The organism is Streptomyces sp. NPDC006552 (genome assembly GCF_040611655.1).
GTDB lineage: Bacteria > Actinomycetota > Actinomycetes > Streptomycetales > Streptomycetaceae > Streptomyces.
In genome coordinates, this window is sequence record NZ_JBEXOS010000005.1 from 136854 (window position 1) to 154276 (window position 17423).

The following is a 17423-nucleotide window of genomic DNA, read 5'->3' on the forward strand; positions in this document are numbered from 1 at the left end:
GAGGGTGAAGGGGGAACGAAGGGGAAGAGGCGGGCCGGGGCCCGGGCGGGGTGCCCCGCCGCCGGGCCGCGCCGCACCGCGGCGTGGCGGCGGGGCAGGGGATCAGAGCTGCTCGCGCAGGGCCGCCGGAACGGAGTCGAACAGCTCTGAGGTGCGGCCGATCTCGTCGATGCGCAGCGTCGCGGTCGCGCCGTGCGCGGCCAGGCCCTCGAAGGCCGAGATCCGCTCGACCGCCGGGGCCAGCGCCGCCGTGCCGTCCTTGGCGGCGCGCTGGTAGGTCAGCGGCTTGAGGAAGCGCGAGACGGACAGCCCCGCGTTGTAGCGGGCGGTCTTGCCGGTCGGCAGGACGTGGTTGGTGCCGGCGATGCCCTTGTCGGAGTAGGCGACCGTCGACCACGGGCCGATGAACAGGGAGCCGTAGCAGGTGAGGTTGGCCAGGTAGTAGTCGTCGTCCGTGGTGTGGATCTCCAGGTGCTCGGGGCCGAGCACGTCGGCCACGGCGACGGCGTCGTCCCGGTCGGCCACGACGATGACCGAACCGAAGTCCCGCCAGGCCGGTCCGGCGATGTCCCGGGTGGCCAGCGTGGCGAGCTGGCGCTCGATCTCCGTGACCACGGCGCGGCCCAGCTGCTCGGACGTGGTGATCAGCGCGGCGGGGGAGTTGGGGCCGTGCTCGGCCTGGCCGAGCAGGTCCGCCGCGACCCAGACCGGGTCCGCGCTGTCGTCGGCGATGACGGCGACCTCGGAGGGGCCCGCCAGCAGGTCGATGCCGACCTGGCCGAACAGCTGCCGCTTGGCCTCGGTGACGAAGGCGTTCCCGGCGCCGACCAGCATGTCGACCGGGGCCTCGCCGAGCAGGCCGAACGCCATCGCGCCCAGCGCCTGGACGCCGCCGAGGGCGAAGACCCGGTCGGCGCGCGAGAGGTGGGCGCCGTAGAGCACGGCGGGGTGGGCGCCGTGCTCGCCCGAGGGGGGCGTGCAGGCGAGGACGGTCGGTACGCCCGCCGTCTTGGCGACGTTGACCGTCATGAAGGCGCTGGCCAGCAGTGGGAAGCGGCCGGCGGGGAGGTAGGCGCCGACGCGGGAGACCGGCACGTAGCGCTGGCCGCCCCGCACACCGGGGGCGAGTTCGATCTCGAAGTCCGTCAGGTGCTCGCGCTGGGCCGCGGCGAACCGGTGGGTGCGCTCGTACCCCATCTCCAGAGCGGTACGGACGTCCGGGGGCAGCGCGTCCCCCGACTTCTTCAGCTCGGCGGCCCCGATCTCCAGGTCGCCGGACCAGCCGTCGAGCTCCTGGGCGTAGGCGCGGACCGCGTCCATGCCCTTGTGCTCGATCTCCTTGAGCATCTGGGAGACCCGCTCGACCACCTTGGGGTCGCGCTGGGCGGGAGGGCCGTCCACGGCCGGCTTCTTGAGCCACTGGAGCGGGGGGAGGGCCTGGGCTTCGTCGTGCGTGATCTGCATGGCGAGGACGCTAGACGCCAGGTCGGCACAGGACTAGAGGGGTAGTTCCTGTCCGATCCAGAGGGTTTCCCTGCGGCAGGAGGCGGGTGCAGCGGGTACGGCGTCACAGGGTGAGGCCGACACCGATCTCGCGCAGGGTGTCCTCGGCGATCCGGGCCAGCTCGCGCGTGGCGCGGGAGAGCGGGTAGCCCCGGCGCCTGACCAGCGCGATGGTGTCGTAGAGCGGCTCCGCGAACGGGGCGGTGCGCAGCCCGGCGGGGAAGGTGGGGGCCTCGACGACCGCGCGGCTGGCGATGGTGTCGCCCACGCCCGCCGCGACCAGCTTCAGCGCCGCCTCGACGTGTTCGAGTTCGATCAGCGGGTCGACGGTGACGCCGGCGAGCTGCGCGCGCTCCGCGATCTGCCGCCGCGTCGGGTCCTGCCAGCCGTACCGGGCGTCGTACAGCACCATGGGCGCCCGTGCGAAGGCCTCGATGGTGACGGGGGCGCGGGTGCGTTCCGCGTCGGCGCTGACGTAGAAGACCTCGTCGCGCAGGAGCGGGCTGACCGCGAGGCCCTCGTCGTCGATCGGCAGCACGACCAGACCGGCCTCGATGAGGCCCGCTGCGACGGCGGCGGCCGTCTCGGCCGAGTTCTGGCCCACGAGGCGGACCCGTACGGACGGGTACCGGGCGTGGAACATCTGGACCAGGTTGGAGAGCAGGTAGTAGTCGGCGTTGCGCAGCACCCCGAAGGTGGCCGTGCCGCCGCCGAGCGAGCCGAGGGAGCGCACGGCCCGGGTGCCGTGGTCCGCAGCCTGGACCGCCTGCTGGGCGTAGGGCAGAAGCTCCTGTCCCGCCGAGGTGAGGGTCAGGGTGCGGCTGCCGCGGACGAACAACTCCGCGTCCAGTTCGGTCTCCAGGCGGCGCACCAGCTCGGAGGCCGACGCCTGCGCCATGTCCATGGCCTGCGCCGCGGCGGTGAACGACCCGCCCCGCTCCGCCTCGACGAAGGCCCGCAACTGGTTCAGAGTCATCCGTGTGAGCGCCTTGTCCGTCGGTGAGGGGTGTCCTGGCCACGCCCGAAGGTACAGGCTCGCCCTGTGGTTCGCGCAGGCAAGAGGGGGCTTGTCCGGTACGAGGCGGGGGTGGTTGGCTCGACCGCGCCCCTCACGCCGCCGGTGCCCAGCGCACCAGGGCCCCCGCGCCGCCTCTCGCCCGGCCTTGCCGTGTCGCCCGCCCGAAAGGTTCCGTAGCCGATGTCCCGCCCCCTGCCCGTCGGCCTCGTGCAGGCCGCCGCCCGCCACCACAGCGACCCCGGCCTGGACTCCTTCGCCTCGGAGGTGGCCGGTCTCACCCGGGCGTACCCCCGCGTGCGGCTGTTCGCGTATCCGGAGCTGCACCTGTGCGGGCACCGCAGGGACGAGGACCCCGCGGAGGTCATGCGCGCGGCGGCGCAGCCGCTGGACGGGCCGCGCGGGGCGGCCCTCGCCGCGCTCGCGCGGGACCTGGGCGTCTGGCTCGTCCCGGGCACCGTCTACGAGCTGGCGGAGGACGGGCAGGTCTACAACACGGCGGTCGTCTACTCGCCGCAGGGCACACGGGTGGCGTCGTACCGCAAGGTCTTCCCGTGGCGGCCGCACGAGACGACCGGGTCGGGCACCCGCTTCGTGGTCTTCGATCTGGAGGACCACGGCCGGATCGGCCTGTCGGTCTGCTACGACGCCTGGTTCCCGGAAGTCACGCGGCACCTCGCGTGGCAGGGCGCCGACCTGGTCCTGAACCTCGTGCGGACGCCGACCGTCGACCGCACCCAGGAACTCGTCCTCGCGCGCGCCAACGCCATCGTCAACCAGGTCTTCATGGCCAGCGTCAACGCGGCGCCGCCGGACGGGATCGGCCGGAGCGTGCTCGTCGACCCCGAGGGGCGGGTGCGCGCCGCGGCCGGGCCCGAACCGGAGCTGGTCCTGACCGAGGTGGTCGACCTGGGGGAGGCCCGCCGGGTCCGCGCGTACGGCACCGCGGGCCTCACCCGCGTGTGGGACCCCTTCGCCGCGGGGCAGGCGCCGCTCGAACTGCCGCTGTACGAAGGGCGGATCGACCCGGCGCGGTGGCGGGCCGGGCCGGACCGCGCCGGACCGCGGTGACGACGGCCCGCGCTCAGGCCGTCCCGCGGGTCACCAGTCGGTGCGGGACGACGAGTTCCTGCGGGGGGACGGCGTTGCCGGGGCTGTATATCCGGTCCGCCAGGCACTGCAAGGAGCGCTCGGCGATCTGCCGCTTGTCGGGCGCGATCGTGGTCAGGGGAGGGTGGCTGTAGCGGCCGTCCTCGATGTCGTCGAACCCGACGATCGCCAGGTCCTCGGGGACACGCAGGCCGCGCTCGTGCGCCACGTGCAGGGCGCCCAGGGCGAGTTCGTCGCTGAAGGCGAAGACGGCGTCGGGGGGCTCGGGGGCGTCGAGCAGCGCGGCCATGGCGCGGGCGCCGTCCGCGCGGTGCAGCGCGGCGACGGTGCGCTGGGCTGCGGCGGGGCGGGGGAGTCCGGCCCGGTCGAGGGCGCGGGCATGGCCCTCGGCGCGCAGCCGCGCGGTGCCGTTGCGCAGGTGCGGCTGGAGGCCGATGGCCGCGATGCGCCGGCGGCCGAGCCGGATCAGATGGCCCGTGGCCTCCTCGGCCGCCGCGACGTTGTCGACGGCCACCCGGTCCGCGGCCCCCTGCGGGCTGCGCTCCCCGAGCAGGACGAGCGGGACGGCCGGTGCCAGGGCGGCCAGTTCGGCGGGGTCGAGCGCCCAGGGGCTGATGATGAGACCGTCGACCACGCGACCGCCGCTGCGGGTCAGCAGGCGGCGCTCGGCATCGGCGTCGCCCCGGGTCTGGTCGATGATCACGGTCCAGGAGCGGCGCTGGGCCTCCTCCACCAGGAGCCCGGCGAGTTCGCCGAAGTACGGCGAGTGCAGTTCCGGGATGGCGAGTCCGATGATCCCGGTGCGTCCCGCGCGCAGGCTGCGGGCGGCGAGGTTGGGCTCGTAGCCGAGTTCGTCGATCGCCTCCTGGACGCGCCGACGGGTCTCGGCCGCCACCGAGGCGGACCCGCTGACGACGTTGGAGACGGTGCGCACGGAGACGCCGGCTCGGGCGGCCACATCTTTCAGACGACTGCTCACCCGCTCATCCTGTCATGCGACGCCCTTCACAAAATGACCGCGCCAGAGGGTATTGCAACGTTGCATTCAACGATGCAATGTAAGGGCGGAAGCTCTGCTTGCAAGGAGGCAAGGATGACTGTGTCCGCATTTCCCGGGGTGTCCCCCGCCGACCTGGACGTCGACGTGACGCAGGAGGTGACGCACCTGTACACGGACGGGATCACCGCCCGGAAGGGGGCCTTCGCCACGGAGTGGGCCGACCGGCTGCGCGAGGACATCGAGGCGGCGTTCGCGGAGGCGCGCTCGCGGCCGGACGGTGCGGTGGGCCGCGGCCCGCACCGCTTCTACGTGGAGATCCACCCGGAGCAGCTGCGGGGCTTTGTCGACCTCGTCGACCACCCGTGGGTCCGGTCCGTGGCGACCGCGGTCCTCGGCCCCGACTACCGGATCGTCGAACTCGGCTTCGACGTACCGCTGGAGGGCGCCGTGAACCAGCCGTGGCACCGCGACTTCCCCCTCCCCGAGGAGACCCGCGAGGAAGGCCGCCTCACCTCGCTGGCGTTCAACGTCACCGCGGTCGACACCGCCGAGGACATGGGTCCCTTCGAGATCGCCCCCGGCACCCAGTGGGACGACGAACCCGACTTCGCGCACGGGATGTTCCCGCCCCGCGAGCGCTTCGGCCGCTACGAGGAGCGCGCGGTGCGCAAGTACCCGCAGCGCGGCGACATCTCGGCCCGCACCGCCCTGACCATCCACCGCGGCACCCGGAACGAGTCGGCCAAGGCGCGGCCCGTGCTGGTGCTGGGGCTCGACGGCCCGGAGGCGAAGAACGCCGACCGGCACGACACCGCCGTCACCCGCGCGTTCTGGGAGTCGCTGCCCGAGCGGGTCCGCCGCCACCTGGACTGCCCGGTCGTGGACGCCCTGACGCCGATCACCCAGAAGCACACCATCGAGGGTCTGGTCATGGGCGATGGCTGAGGCGACCCGGCTGGCCGCCCGTCCGGCGGCCCCGCCGCCGGACACCGGGCGCCCGCCGCTGCTCGTGTACGCCGTCGCCGCCGTCTCGGCCCTGGGCGGCCTGCTCTTCGGCTACGACACCGGCATCATCTCCGGCGCACTGCTCCACCTCCGCGACGACCTCGACCTCTCCTCCCGCGAGCAGGAGATCGTCGTCAGCGTCATCCTGCTCGGCGCGATGGCCGGCGCCCTCGTCTCGGGACGGACCGCGGTACGGCACGGGCGGCGCAAGGTGGTGACGGCGGTCGCGGTGATCTTCGCCGCCGGCGCGGTGGCGGCCTCGCTCGCCCCCGACGTGACGACCCTGGTCGCCGCCCGTTTCGTGCTCGGCCTCGCGGTGGGCGGCGCCTCGAACATGGTGCCCGTCTACATCGCGGAGCTGGCCCCCGCCGCCATTCGCGGCCGGCTCATGGTGCTCTTCCAGCTCATGGTCGCCATCGGGCAGCTCATCGCCTACCTGTGCGGCTGGGCCCTGTCCGGCAGCGGCGGCTGGCGCATCATGTTCGCCCTCGCGGTCGTGCCCGCCGCGGCCCTCGCCGTCGGCATGCTGTTCCTCCCGGAGAGCCCGCGCTGGCTCCTCGAACAGCACCGCGGTGACGAGGCCGAGCGCACGTTGCGCCGGCTGCGGCCCGCCGGAGCGGACGTGGCGGCGGAGCTGGCGGAGATCACCGCGGTCACCGCCGACGCGCCGCGGGGCGGCGGGGGCTGGGGACGGCTGCGGCAGCGGTGGCTGCGCCCGGCCCTCCTGATCGCCGTCGGCATCGCGGCCTTCTCCCAGCTCACCGGGGTCAACGCCATCGTCTACTACGCGCCGACGATCCTGGACGACGCCGGCTTCGGCGACTCGGTGGCCCTGCTCACCGGCATCGGCATCGGCGCGATGCTCGTCGTGGCCGGAGTGGTGGGCGCCGTCGCGGTCGACAAAGCGGGGCGGCGGCGCACGATGCTGTGGTTCCTGCCCGGCTCGGCGCTGGCCATGGTCGTCCTCGCGCTCGCCTTCGCCACGTCCACGGGCTCCGCCGCGCAGCGCTGGACCGTGATCGTCTCGCTGTTCGCGTACATCCTGTGCAACGGCGTGGGCATGCAGGCCGTCGTCTGGCTGATCGGTCCGGAGATCCTGCCGCTGAGCGTGCGCGGCCCGGCCACCAGCCTCGCCACGCTGTCGGTGTGGGGCTTCGACCTCCTCATCGCGATGACCGCCCTGACGGCGATCAACACCATCGGCCGCTCCGGCACCTTCCTCTTCTACGCGCTGATGAACGTCGCCTGCATCGTCTTCGTCGTCCGCAAGGTGCCGGAGACGAAGGGCCGCAGCCTGGAGAGCATCGAGCGGGCGCTGCACAGCCCGCTTCCCTTCCGCCGGGCGCTCGACGGGAAGTGAGCCGACGGGGCGCGCCCGGGCCCGTCAGACCCCGGGGTCGGGGTCGGCGGGGCCCGGGCGCAGGGCCCGGGCGGCTTCGAGCTGGGCCGCGAAGGACAGGCCGAGAAAGAGAGCGACGGAGGTGAGGTAGGCCCACAGCAGCAGGGACATGAAGGCGCTGAGCGGGCCGTAGACGGTGTCGAAGGAGCCGCTGAGCGAGAGGTACAGGCTCAGGCCCCAGGTCAGCAGCGACCACAGCACCAGGTAGACGGCGGCGCCGAACGCCAGCCAGGTGTATCCGGGCTGGCGGCGGCGGGGCGAGCGCCGGAAGATCGCGCTCGCCGACAGCAGCGCGAGGACCAGCCCGAGCGGCCAGCGCACGGCGGTCCAGGCGGCGCCCGCGCCGTCGCCGAGGTGGTAGACGGACACGGCGGCCGCTCCCAGGTCGCCGCCGGCCACCATCATGATGAAGCCGAGGCCCAGCGGGAACCCGGCGCTGACCGCCATGACGAGTCCGCGCGCGTACTTCTTGAGGAACGGGCGGTCGCGCTCGTTGCCGTAGATGCGGTTGGCGCCGCGCTCGACCTGGCACATGGCCGTGGTGGTGTTGGACAGCGAGAACGCCAGCGCGAACCAGAGGGCGACCTGGGTGCCCTCTCCCGCGGTACGGCGGCTCCTGGCGAGGGCGTCGTCGACCACTTCGGCGCTCGGCCCCCGGGCGATCCGGTGAATGGTCACCTCCGCGAACCGGCCGACGCTCTCGGTGTGCAGGGTCGTCGACAGGCCGACGAAGACGATGGCGAGCGGGATCAGCGCCAGCACCGTCTGCAGCGCGAGCGCCCGGGCGTGGCTGAACCCGTCCGCGTAGCGGAAGCGGACGAAGGCGTCCCGCAGGAGCTGGCGGCCCCCGTAGCGGCGCAGCGCCTCGTACGCCTCGTCGCCCGAGAGTTCCTCGCCCCGCATGTCGCGCGTCTCGGGCACCTTGGTCGCCGTACCCATCGCTCCCCCTCCGTACCGCACCCGCCCCCGGGCGTCGTGCGCACACTGTGCCCGCGAAAGCGCCGGTCAATCGGGGCGCCGGCCCGCCGGTCCACCGGTCCGCGGACGCCGGAGCGCCCCCGGGCCGGTGGGTGCACCGGCCCGGGGGCGCCGTCGCGACGGTGGCGAGGCCGCCTAGCGGTAGCCGGCGCTGTCCCGCGGGTCGTCGTGGCCGAGCGGGCCGTCCTCGGGCAGCAGGGGCTGCGTGTCGTCGTCGCGGCGCCGCTCGCGCTCGCGGTCCTGGCGCTCGCGTTCGTCCTGCGGGTCGAACGGGTCGAGGGTCGGGTCCTGGTAGTTGCTGCGGTCGGCCATGACGGCTCCTTGGGTCGGTGTCGGTGGGACACGAACCACGGTGGTCCCGTCCCTGGCCGGGCGCATGCCGGAGCGCCCGTGACCACCCGACTGGGCGCACCGGACAGGTGCGTCAGGGCGCTTCGGGCTCCCGCAGTCCCAGCAGGAGCAGGGCGACCAGGCGGCGCGGGTCGTAGCGCGGGTCGTCGTCGCGTCCGACGCAGAGGTTGCCGATGCCGCGCATCAGCTCGTAGGGCTGGGTGCCGGGGCGGATGGCGCCCGCGTCGACGGCGGCGTCGAGCAACTCGGCGCAGACCGGGAGCAGCCGGTCGAGGAAGTAGGTGTGCAGCGCGGCGAACCGGTCGCTGTCGGACTGCAGCGCGTCGGCGAGTCCGTGCTTGGTGACCAGGAAGTCGACGAAGAGGTCGGTCCACCGGCGCAACGCCTCGAACGGGGAGCCGGCACTCGCCAGCAGCGCCGGGCCGGCCTCGGCGCACGCCTCGATCTGGTGCCGGTACACGGCGGTGACCAGCTCCGCCCGGGTCGGGAAGTGGCGGTAGATCGTGCCCATGCCGACGCCGGCCCGGGCCGCGATCTGGCGGATCGGCGCGTCGACACCGGCGACGACGAACGTCTCGGCGGCGGCCGCGAGCACGGTCTCCCGGTTGCGCTGGGCGTCGGCCCGCTTGGTCCGGGCCGTCCCCCCGGTGGGGCTGTCGCTGGTCATGACGTGTTCCTTCCTGCCCCGCTTGACAAAGCGGAGCAGCGTTCCGGATATTAGTGGAGCAACGTTCCGCTTCAGCGTAACCGAAGCGGGGCGCCTCCGATCTCCCCTGCCCCCGCGGCCACTTCGGCCGGCGAGCGGGCAGGAACCGCAGAAGGGGAACCACCCGCCGTGAACGCCTCCGCCACCCCCGCCCCCGTCGTCTCCTACAGCCCGGTGGTCCTGTCCGTACCGGGACGCCCCGTCGACCTCCACGTCCGGGTCTCGGCCCCCGCCACCGGCACCGACCTGCCCGTCCTCCTCCTCTCCCACGGCCACGGCCCCTCGCACCACCTCTCCTCGCTCCACGGCTACGCGCCGCTCGCCGACCAGTGGGCGGCCCGCGGCTTCGTGGTCGTCCAGCCCACCCACCTCAGCTCCAGGACACTGAGCCACCTGGTCGCGGACGCGCCCGGCGCCCCGTTCTTCTGGCGCTCCCGCGCCGAGGACATGACCCACGTCCTGGACCGCTTCGACGCGATCGAGAGCGCCGTGCCGACGCTCACCGGACGGGTCGACCGCACCGCCGTCGCTCTCGCGGGGCACTCGCTGGGCGGCTTCACCGCGAGCCTGCTGCTCGGCGCCGAGGTCACCGACCCCGACACCGGGGAGGTCGCGCGCCTGCGCGAACCCCGTATCAAGGCGGGCGTGCTGCTCGCCGCGCCCGGCCGCGGCGACGTGCTCAACGGCCCCATGGCCGAGCAGCTCACGATCTTCCGGTCCCTGGACTTCTCGACGATGACAACCCCGGCGCTCGTCGTCGCCGGGGACAAGGACGACTCCCGGCACTTCACGGACATGGGGCCGGACTGGCACGCCGACCCCTTCACCCTCGCCCCCGGACCCACGGCCCTGCTCACCCTCTTCGACGCGGAGCACGGGCTCGGCGGGATCGCCGGGTACGACGCCGCCGAGACCACGGACGAGAACCCGGCGCGGGTCGCCGCGCTCGCCGGGCTCACCGCGGCCTACCTGCGGACGCGGCTGCGGCCCGGCGACGACAGCTGGCGGACCGCGTGCGCGACCCTGGCGGCCGCGCCCGACCCGGTCGGACGCGTCGTGACCAAGTAGGCCCGCGGCGCCCGTCGGCCGGTCGACGCGTGCCGCGACAGGGCTCATGCGCAGTGCGAGGCTGGGTACCCGCGCCAGGAGCGCTCGGACCACCACCGTGCGCCGGCCCTGTCACCGGCGGCGGGACCGGCCCGCGGGCCGGACGGCGCACGTGGCCGATGTATGAAGAATGCCGTAAAGGTCAGAGAGGTCACAGAAGAGGCCACAGAAGGCGCCCGCCCAGCAGGAGGCAGCCCCCGTGAGCAGCAGTACGTCCTTTCCCCCGCACGCTTTGCACGACTACGCGTTGCTCGCCGACGGGGAACGCGGCGCACTGATCGGGCCGGACGGCGCGCTGAACTGGATGTGCGCCCCCACCTGGCACGACGACGCCGTCTTCGCCTCGCTCATCGGCGGCGCCGGCGTCTACGCCGTGACCCCGCACGGGCGCTGGGTCCCGGGCGGCTACTACGAAGAGGGCACCCTGATCTGGCGCAGCCGCTGGGTCACCACCGAGGGCGTCATCGAGTGCCGCGACGCCCTCGCCTTTCCCGGGGAGGAGCGCCGACTGGTCCTGCTGCGGCAGGTGCGCGCCGTGGAAGGCACCGCCCGCCTCCGCGTCGTCCTCGACCCGCGCGCCGACTACGGCCGGGCTCCGCTCGCCGCCGTGCACCAGGACGAGCAGGGCGTCTGGCACCTGCGCACCGGCCGCCACCACCTGCGCTGGCAGGGCGTGCCCTCGGCGACGGCCGGCGCCGAGGGGCTCACCGCCGACCTGGTGCTGCGCCCCGGCGAACGGCGCGACCTCGTCCTGGACTCTTCCGACCTGGCGCTCCCCGCCGAACCGCCGCGCGCCGACGCGGCCTGGGCCGCCACCGAGGACGGCTGGCGGCGGACGGTACCGCCGCTGGACGGCACGATCGCCACCCCGGACGCCCGGCGCTCCTACGCCGTGCTGCGCGGCCTGACCGCCCGCGGCGGCGGCATGGTCGCGGCGGCCACCACGAGCCTGCCCGAACGCGCGGAGGCCGGCCGCAACTACGACTACCGCTACGTGTGGATCCGCGACCAGAGCTACGCCGGACAGGCGGCGGCCGCCGCCGGAGCCCCCGAACTGCTCGACGCCGCCGTGCGCTTCACCGGCGAACGGCTGCTCGCCGACGGCCCGCACCTCGTCCCCGCCTACACCGTCCACGGCGACCCCGTCCCCGGCCAGCGGGAACTGGACCTGCCCGGCTACCCCGGCGGCCACAGCCGGACCGGCAACCACGTCCGCGAACAGTTCCAGCTGGACTGCTTCGGCGAGGCGCTGCTGCTGTTCGCCGCGGCCGAGCGGCACGGGCGCCTGGGCCCCGACGGGTGGAAGGCCGCCGACATCGCCGTGCGGGCCGTCGCCGACCGGTGGCAGGAGCCCGACGCGGGCATCTGGGAGCTGGACACCCGGGTGTGGACGCAGAGCCGGCTCGCCTGCGTCGCCGGACTGCGCGCCCTGGCCCGCGCCGCCCCCCGCCACCAGCTGGCCGCCACCTGCACCGCGCTCGCCGACACCGTCCTCGCCGCCACCAGCGGCACCTGCGTGCGCGCCGACGGCGCCTGGCAGCGCGCGGCGGACGACCCCGCCATCGACGCGGCCCTGCTGCTGCCCGCCGTCCGGGGCGCGCTGCCCGCCGAGGACCCGCGCACCCGCGCCACGCTCGCCGCGTGCCGGGACCAGCTGGCGCAGCACCACTTCATCTACCGCTTCCGCCACGACGACCGGCCGCTGGAGGACGCCGAGGGCGCGTTCCTCCTGTGCGGGCTCGTCATGGCGCTCGCCGAGCACCAGCAGGGCAACGCGGTCGACGCGCTCCGCTGGTTCGAACGCAACCGGGGCGCCTGTGGCGCGTCGGGGCTGTACGCGGAGGAGTTCGATGTCGCCCAGCGCCAGCTGCGCGGCAACCTCCCGCAGGCGTTCGTCCACGCCCTGCTCTTGGAGAGCGCCGCCCGTCTCGCCCAGGACCCCCACGCCTGACGGCGTACACCGCCGAGCAAGGAGCTGATCCGCACCATGTCCCAGACCGTCGTCATCACCGGCGCCAGCGCCGGAATCGGCCGCGCCACCGCCCGCATGTTCGGCGAGCGCGGCGCCGACGTCGTCCTGATCGCCCGCGGCCGCGCGGGCCTGGAGGACGCGGCGAAGGACGTGGAGGCGCGCGGCGGCCGCGCCCTGGTCCAGGTGGCCGACACCGCCGACCCGCAGCAGCTGGAGGCCGCCGCGGACGCCGCCGAGCAGGCCTTCGGGCCGATCGACGTATGGATCAACTGCGCGTTCAGTACGGTCTTCGCGGCGTTCGACGAGATCACCGCCGAGGAGTACGAGCGGGCCACCCAGGTGACCTACCTGGGCTTCGTCAACGGCACGCGCACCGCGCTGAAGCGGATGCTGCCCCGCGACCGCGGCACGATCGTGCAGGTCGGGTCCGCGCTCGGGGAGCGCTCGGTGCCGTTGCAGTCGGTGTACTGCGGCGCCAAGCACGCCATCAACGGCTTCACGTCCTCGCTGCGCACGGAACTCCTGCACCGGGGCAGCAACGTGCACGTCACCATCGCCCAGATGCCGGCCGTCAACACCCCTCAGTTCTCCTGGGTGACGACGCGCCTGGACCGGCATCCGCAGCCCGTCCCGCCGATCTACCAGCCGGAGGTCGCGGCCCGCGGCGTCGTGCACGCGGCCGACCATCCGCGCCGCAAGCAGTACTACATCGGCGCCACCACCGTGGCGACGATCTGGGCCAACCGCCTGATCCCGGCCCTCCTCGACCGCTACCTGGCGCGCACCGGGGTCGACTCCCAGCTCACCGACCAGGAGCCGAGCGGCAAGAGCAACCTCTTCGAACCGGTCGACCGGACCGAGGACGGGCGGCACGGCGCGCACGGCATCTTCGACGACGCCTCGCACGGCCGCTCCTACCAGGCCGCTGTCGCCCGCCACCCCGGCGCCGCCCTGTCCGCCCTCGCCGCCGGTGCCGTCGCCGCGGGCTGGCTGGGCAGGCGCGCCCGCCGGTAGCGACGGCCGGAGCACAGAAGGACCGGCTCCGCCGTCACAGGAGAGCAGGGGCGGAGCCGGCCACGGCTGCCCGGCGGCGCCGGGGGCGGGCCGGTCAACCGCCGAGGAGACCGGCGTGGCCCGAGTGCGGCCCGGCCAGCCACCAGAGGAACACCCCGCCCAGCAGGACCAGCAGGAACAGGGCCGCGTTGGTCCGGCGGTAGGCGAGCAGGAGGGCCACGAACTCGCGCAGCACGGCGCTCGGCCAGAAGTACGCGGCCGTGGGCGCGCCGATGACGTGCCCCCGCACGCCCGTGCGGCGAGCCGTCACCGCGGCGCGGAAGACGTGGTAGTTGTTCGTGACCACGACGCACCGGTAGTCCGGACGGGCCCGGCGCATCAGGGCGTCGCTGAACGTCAGGTTCTCTTCGGTGGTGGTCGAGCGGTCCTCACGCTCGATCAGGTCGGCCGGGAAGCCGCGTTCGATGAGGTAGTCGGCCATCGCGTGCGACTCGGGCAGCTTCTCGTCCGGGCCTTGCCCGCCGGAGGTCAGGAGTACGGGCCGGCGCCCCCGGCGCGAGAGCCGCGCGTGCTCCTCGCGGGCCCGGTCGAGGCGGCCGGCGAGCAGGGGCGGCACGGTGTCGCCGCCGACCAGGCCCGAGCCGAGGACGACCACGTAGTCCGCCCGGCGCCGGATGCGCAGGCGCGCGTAGAGCGTGGCGTAGCAGAGGAAGCAGACGAAGAGGAAGGCGACGTACCCCGCGAGCGCCACGGCGGTGGCCGCCGCCACCACGAGGGTGCGGGTGTGCAGGGCCAGCGCCGTGGTCAGCAGGGCGAGCAGCGCGACCAGGGCGATGCCCGCCCCCAGCGACAGCAGGTTGGCCGGGCTGCGGCCCTCCTTGCGGACCATGGTGACGCCGTTGGCCAGCAGGAAGCCCGCCAGAGTGATCACGCCGAGCGCCGCGAGGACCAGCAGGGCGACCGCGAGATCGCGGCCCAGTTGGGGGCGGTCGGACGCAAGGCGGAGGAAGAGCGCCATCACGGCGAAGACGACGCCGAGCCCGAGGAGGACCGCGTTGCTGACCCTGCGGCGATCGCGCAGCGCCCCCACGCAGAAGGCGAGCAGACACACGAACGACGGAACAAAGGCCACCATGCGCACATGCTACTGACGCGTGCGGAGCGCTCGGACGGGAGTACCCCGGCCGGGGCCCGGAGCTACGAGCGGATGAGCAGGACGAGCCCGGCGAGCACGACGGCCAGCACCACGGCGGCGGCGCCGTAGCGCAGGCGGTGGGTGCGCAGGGCCGGCAGGAAGCGGTCCACGGCGATCCGGCCCGGCCCGGTGAGGGCCAGCGCGGCGGCGCCGGCGACGAGAAGCAGCTCGTACTCGACGCCTTCGGGCGCGAAGAAGCCGCCGCCCCACTTCACGGCCAGGGCGTTGATCATCGTGCCGAGAACGGCCGCGCCGGCGAGCGGGGTCAGCAGGCCCAGCACGAGGGCCGCCCCGCCGAGGGTCTCGCTGACCCCGGCGATCACCGCCATCGTCTTCCCGGCGGGGTAGCCGCTCTGTGCGAAGAACTGGCCGGTGCCGTCGATGCCGCCACCGCCGAACCAGCCGAAGAGTTTCTGGGTGCCGTGCGCGGCGACGGTCAGCCCGAGGGCGATCCGCAGGATCAGCAGTCCGGCGTCGTAGGCGTGCGGTGACGTGCTCTCGCGGGTGGGGGAGGAGGCGAGCGGGCTGGTCAGGACGCGAGTCATGAGGCGGGGATCCTTCTGACGGATAACTTGAACTTTCAAGTGCGCCGCCGAGCCTAGCCGATACATGAAAGTTGAACAACGCAGGAGGCGTGACCTCACCCGTCCGGGGCAGACGACGGCCATGAAGATACTGATCATCCTCATCGTGATCGCCGTCGCCGTGGCCTGGTTCATGAAGTCGCAGAAGCGCCGCTGAGCCCCCACCCTGGAACCATGACGAGCGCCCCGATAGTCGTGCACCCGCCGTCCCGCACGGGCGGCCGGCGGGTGACCGCGCGCGGCCGGATCCTCGGCCTCGCGCACGCGGACGCCGACGTCGTGGAGTTCCTGCGCCGGGCCGGCCTCGCCGACGCCGAGGCGCTCCTCGACGACCCGGCGTGGGTCACCTGGCGAGGCGGCCGCGCGCACCATTACGAAGCCGCGTAGCCGCTGCGCGACCGCGTCCGGTGGCGGCCGACGGGTGCGCCGGACCGGCCTCCCGCAAGGTGATCTTGACGAACGGCCTAGCCGGGACTGCGGTCCGGGCCGTACTCGGCAAGCCTTGAGGGGTGGAGTTCCCCGTCGCAGTCGCGCTCGCCGAGTCCGTCCCCACGCTGCCCACCGGCCCCGGCTGGTGGTTCGAGCCCAAGTTCGACGGCCACCGGCTCGTCATGTACCGAACCGAGGAGACGGTGAAGTGCCAGGCCCGCTCGGGCCGCATGGTCACCGCCACGTGGATGGACCTCGCCATCGCCGCCCAGTCCATGCTGCGCCCCGGCACCGTCCTGGACGGCGAGGCCGTCGTCTGGGTGGACGGCCGGCTCGACTTCGCCGCGGCCGAGGCGCGCCGGCACGCGACGCCGCGCCGGGCCTCCGCGCTCGCGGCGGAGTACCCCGCGTACTACGCGGTGTGGGACTGCCTCGCCGTCGACGGCGAGGATCTGCGTGCCCGGCCGTACGTCGAACGCCGTGCGGCCCTGCTCGACGTCCTCGCCGGCGCGAAGCCGCCCATCCAGCCCGTACCGGCGACGGAGGACGTGGAGGTGGCCCGCGTCTGGTTCGAGCAGCTCCAGGCCCAGGGCGTACAGGGCGTCGTCGCCAAGCGCGCGACGTCCCCGTACGGGGCGGCCCGCATCTGGCGGACGGCCCGGCACAGCGAGAGCGTGGACGCCGAGGTGATCGGCTACGTCGGCCCCGCGGTGCAGCCGCAGCGGGTCGCGGTGCTGCTGCCGGACGGGCGGCGCGTGCTGTCGCAGACGGTGATCACGCCGGTCGCCGCCGAACTGGCCCGGCACATCACCCAGGCCGGACCGGGCCGCCCGGCGCGCACGGACGACGGGGAGCCGTACACGACCACCGGCAGCGGTCTGACGGTGGAGGTCGTGGCGGGCGCGGCGCGCCACGCGCCGGTCACCGTCGCCCGGGTCCGCCCCTGAGAGACCCCGCTCACCCGGGCCGGGAGGCGGCGGTTCTGGTGCGGCGGGAAAGCGCGGGCCCGGCGCCGCCGCCCGCGGCCACGGCGGAGGCGGGCGCCGACCTGGCGTGGGCCACGCGAGCGGCCGGCCCGCTCGGGGGTTCCGGGCCCGCGGAGGCCTCACCTCAGCCGACGCGCTCCCGCGAGCGGTGTGTGTGGGCGGGGTAGACGCCCAGGACGCGGACCTCGGAGGAGAAGAAGCGCAGCTCCTGGAGGGCGAGAGCGACCCCCGCCTCGTCGGGGTGGCCCTCGATCTCGACGTAGAAGCAGCTCGGGTTGAGGCCCGCGCCCATCTGGTAGCTCTCGATCTTGGTGAGGTTCACCGCGTTGCTGGCGAAGCCGCCCAGCGCCTTGTACAGGGCGCTCGGGATGTTCCGTACCGCGAAGAAGAGGCTCGTCATCGTGGGGCCCGCGCCGAGCGGGGCGAAGACGGCGTCCCGGGAGAGGACCACGAACCGGGTGGTGTTGTCCGGGTCGTCCTCGACCCCGGCCCGCAGCACGTCCAGACCGTAGTGCGCGGCCGCGGCGGGCGGGGCGAGGGCGGCGTGCCGCGGGTCGCCCAGCTCGGCGACCTCACGGGCGGCCCCGGCCGTGTCGTCGCTGACGAGCGTGCGCCAGCCGCCCTCGCGCAGCACCTTGCGGCACTGCCCCAGCGCGTGCACATGGCTGCGCACGCACTCCACCTGGCCGAGCCCGGCACCCGGGACACCCACCAGGTCGAAGTGGATGGCGAGGAAGTACTCGCCGATGACGAACAGGCCCGACTCCGGCAGCAGGTGGTGGACGTCGGCGACCCGCCCGGCCGCCGAGTTGTCGACGGGGATGACCGCCACGTCCGCGGCGCCGAGCGTCACCGCGTCCAGCGCCTGGGCGAAGTTGGTGCAGGGCAGCTCGGCGCTGCCGGGGAACAGCTGCTGGGTGGCGGCTGCCGAGTTGGAGCCGAACTCGCCCTGATAAGCGACAGTCGTCACGGTCGGACACCTTCCAGCCGGGAACCGGCCTGATCAAGTAGTGAAGGGCCCACCGTAGACCGCGGGCGCGCGGCGGCACGGCAGCTGTCCACAAGGAGA

18 protein-coding genes are annotated in these 17423 nt (G+C 74.1%); 9 read left to right on the top strand and 9 right to left on the bottom strand.

Annotation, left to right across the window (positions count from 1 at the left end):
- Positions 1–102 precede the first annotated feature (102 nt).
- Complete coding sequence (hisD, locus tag ABZY33_RS05135) at positions 103–1464, bottom strand: histidinol dehydrogenase (RefSeq protein ID WP_356490082.1); 1362 nt, start codon at positions 1462–1464, stop codon at positions 103–105.
- Between the two features lie 103 nt (positions 1465–1567).
- Positions 1568–2479 (bottom strand): LysR substrate-binding domain-containing protein, encoded by a 912-nt coding sequence (locus ABZY33_RS05140; protein ID WP_356490083.1) that lies wholly within the window; start codon positions 2477–2479, stop codon positions 1568–1570.
- 222 nt (positions 2480–2701) lie between these two features.
- On the opposite strand from ABZY33_RS05140, the gene ABZY33_RS05145 reads away from it, so the two are divergent.
- Entirely contained in the window at positions 2702–3589 is an 888-nt protein-coding gene (locus ABZY33_RS05145) for a carbon-nitrogen hydrolase family protein (protein ID WP_356490084.1), read from the top strand.
- Between the two features lie 13 nt (positions 3590–3602).
- Here the strand turns inward: ABZY33_RS05145 and ABZY33_RS05150 are convergent, their stop codons facing one another.
- Positions 3603–4607 carry a LacI family DNA-binding transcriptional regulator gene (locus ABZY33_RS05150; protein ID WP_356490085.1) on the bottom strand — a complete coding sequence of 335 codons (1005 nt, stop codon included), beginning with the start codon at positions 4605–4607 and terminating at the stop codon, positions 3603–3605.
- A 114-nt stretch (positions 4608–4721) separates the two neighbouring features.
- Here ABZY33_RS05150 and ABZY33_RS05155 point away from each other — a divergent pair, with 114 nt between their 5' ends.
- Together ABZY33_RS05155 and ABZY33_RS05160 are read left to right on the top strand one after the other, a co-directional pair.
- Complete coding sequence (locus ABZY33_RS05155) at positions 4722–5573, top strand: phytanoyl-CoA dioxygenase family protein (RefSeq protein ID WP_356490086.1); 852 nt, start codon at positions 4722–4724, stop codon at positions 5571–5573.
- Positions 5566–6993, top strand: coding sequence for a sugar porter family MFS transporter (locus ABZY33_RS05160; RefSeq protein ID WP_356490087.1), 1428 nt, complete (start codon positions 5566–5568; stop codon positions 6991–6993). Before ABZY33_RS05155 ends, ABZY33_RS05160 begins: the two co-directional genes overlap by 8 nt.
- 24 nt (positions 6994–7017) lie before the next feature.
- Here the strand turns inward: ABZY33_RS05160 and ABZY33_RS05165 are convergent, their stop codons facing one another.
- The 3 genes from ABZY33_RS05165 to ABZY33_RS05175 all read right to left on the bottom strand — a co-directional run bounded on the left by ABZY33_RS05165 (position 7018) and on the right by ABZY33_RS05175 (position 9028).
- On the bottom strand, positions 7018–7971 hold the full coding sequence (locus ABZY33_RS05165) for a YihY/virulence factor BrkB family protein (protein WP_356490088.1): 954 nt from the start codon (positions 7969–7971) through the stop codon (positions 7018–7020).
- Between the two features lie 174 nt (positions 7972–8145).
- Complete coding sequence (locus ABZY33_RS05170; RefSeq protein WP_356490089.1) at positions 8146–8322, bottom strand: hypothetical protein; 177 nt, start codon at positions 8320–8322, stop codon at positions 8146–8148.
- Between the two features lie 112 nt (positions 8323–8434).
- Positions 8435–9028 carry a TetR/AcrR family transcriptional regulator gene (locus tag ABZY33_RS05175; RefSeq protein WP_356490090.1) on the bottom strand — a complete coding sequence of 198 codons (594 nt, stop codon included), beginning with the start codon at positions 9026–9028 and terminating at the stop codon, positions 8435–8437.
- Between the two features lie 168 nt (positions 9029–9196).
- Between ABZY33_RS05175 and ABZY33_RS05180 the strand changes: the two genes are divergently transcribed.
- From ABZY33_RS05180 to ABZY33_RS05190, 3 genes are all read left to right on the top strand, one after another.
- Positions 9197–10135, top strand: a complete 939-nt coding sequence (locus ABZY33_RS05180; RefSeq protein ID WP_356490091.1) for a chlorophyllase — start codon at positions 9197–9199, stop codon at positions 10133–10135.
- Between the two features lie 238 nt (positions 10136–10373).
- A complete protein-coding gene (locus ABZY33_RS05185; protein ID WP_356490092.1) occupies positions 10374–12125 on the top strand; it encodes a glycoside hydrolase family 15 protein in 1752 nt (583 codons plus the stop codon).
- A 36-nt stretch (positions 12126–12161) separates the two neighbouring features.
- Positions 12162–13160 (top strand): SDR family oxidoreductase, encoded by a 999-nt coding sequence (locus ABZY33_RS05190; RefSeq protein ID WP_356490093.1) that lies wholly within the window; start codon positions 12162–12164, stop codon positions 13158–13160.
- Positions 13161–13254: 94 nt separating this feature from the next.
- On the opposite strand, the gene ABZY33_RS05195 is transcribed toward ABZY33_RS05190, so the two are convergent.
- Both ABZY33_RS05195 and ABZY33_RS05200 read right to left on the bottom strand, forming a co-directional pair.
- Entirely contained in the window at positions 13255–14295 is a 1041-nt protein-coding gene (locus ABZY33_RS05195) for a YdcF family protein (protein WP_356490094.1), read from the bottom strand.
- Positions 14296–14357: 62 nt separating this feature from the next.
- Positions 14358–14900, bottom strand: coding sequence for a DoxX family protein (locus ABZY33_RS05200; RefSeq protein ID WP_356490095.1), 543 nt, complete (start codon positions 14898–14900; stop codon positions 14358–14360).
- A 64-nt stretch (positions 14901–14964) separates the two neighbouring features.
- Here ABZY33_RS05200 and ABZY33_RS05205 point away from each other — a divergent pair, with 64 nt between their 5' ends.
- From ABZY33_RS05205 to ABZY33_RS05215, 3 genes are all read left to right on the top strand, one after another.
- Positions 14965–15096 (top strand): hypothetical protein, encoded by a 132-nt coding sequence (locus tag ABZY33_RS05205; protein ID WP_356490096.1) that lies wholly within the window; start codon positions 14965–14967, stop codon positions 15094–15096.
- 17 nt (positions 15097–15113) lie between these two features.
- Positions 15114–15326: a hypothetical protein gene (locus ABZY33_RS05210; protein ID WP_356490097.1), complete on the top strand. Its 213-nt coding sequence runs from the start codon at positions 15114–15116 to the stop codon at positions 15324–15326.
- A 122-nt stretch (positions 15327–15448) separates the two neighbouring features.
- A complete protein-coding gene (locus ABZY33_RS05215) occupies positions 15449–16315 on the top strand; it encodes a DNA ligase (protein ID WP_356490098.1) in 867 nt (288 codons plus the stop codon).
- A gap of 163 nt (positions 16316–16478) precedes the next feature.
- Here the strand turns inward: ABZY33_RS05215 and ABZY33_RS05220 are convergent, their stop codons facing one another.
- Positions 16479–17324, bottom strand: a complete 846-nt coding sequence (locus ABZY33_RS05220) for a prephenate dehydratase (RefSeq protein ID WP_356490099.1) — start codon at positions 17322–17324, stop codon at positions 16479–16481.
- Positions 17325–17423: the final 99 nt, after the last annotated feature.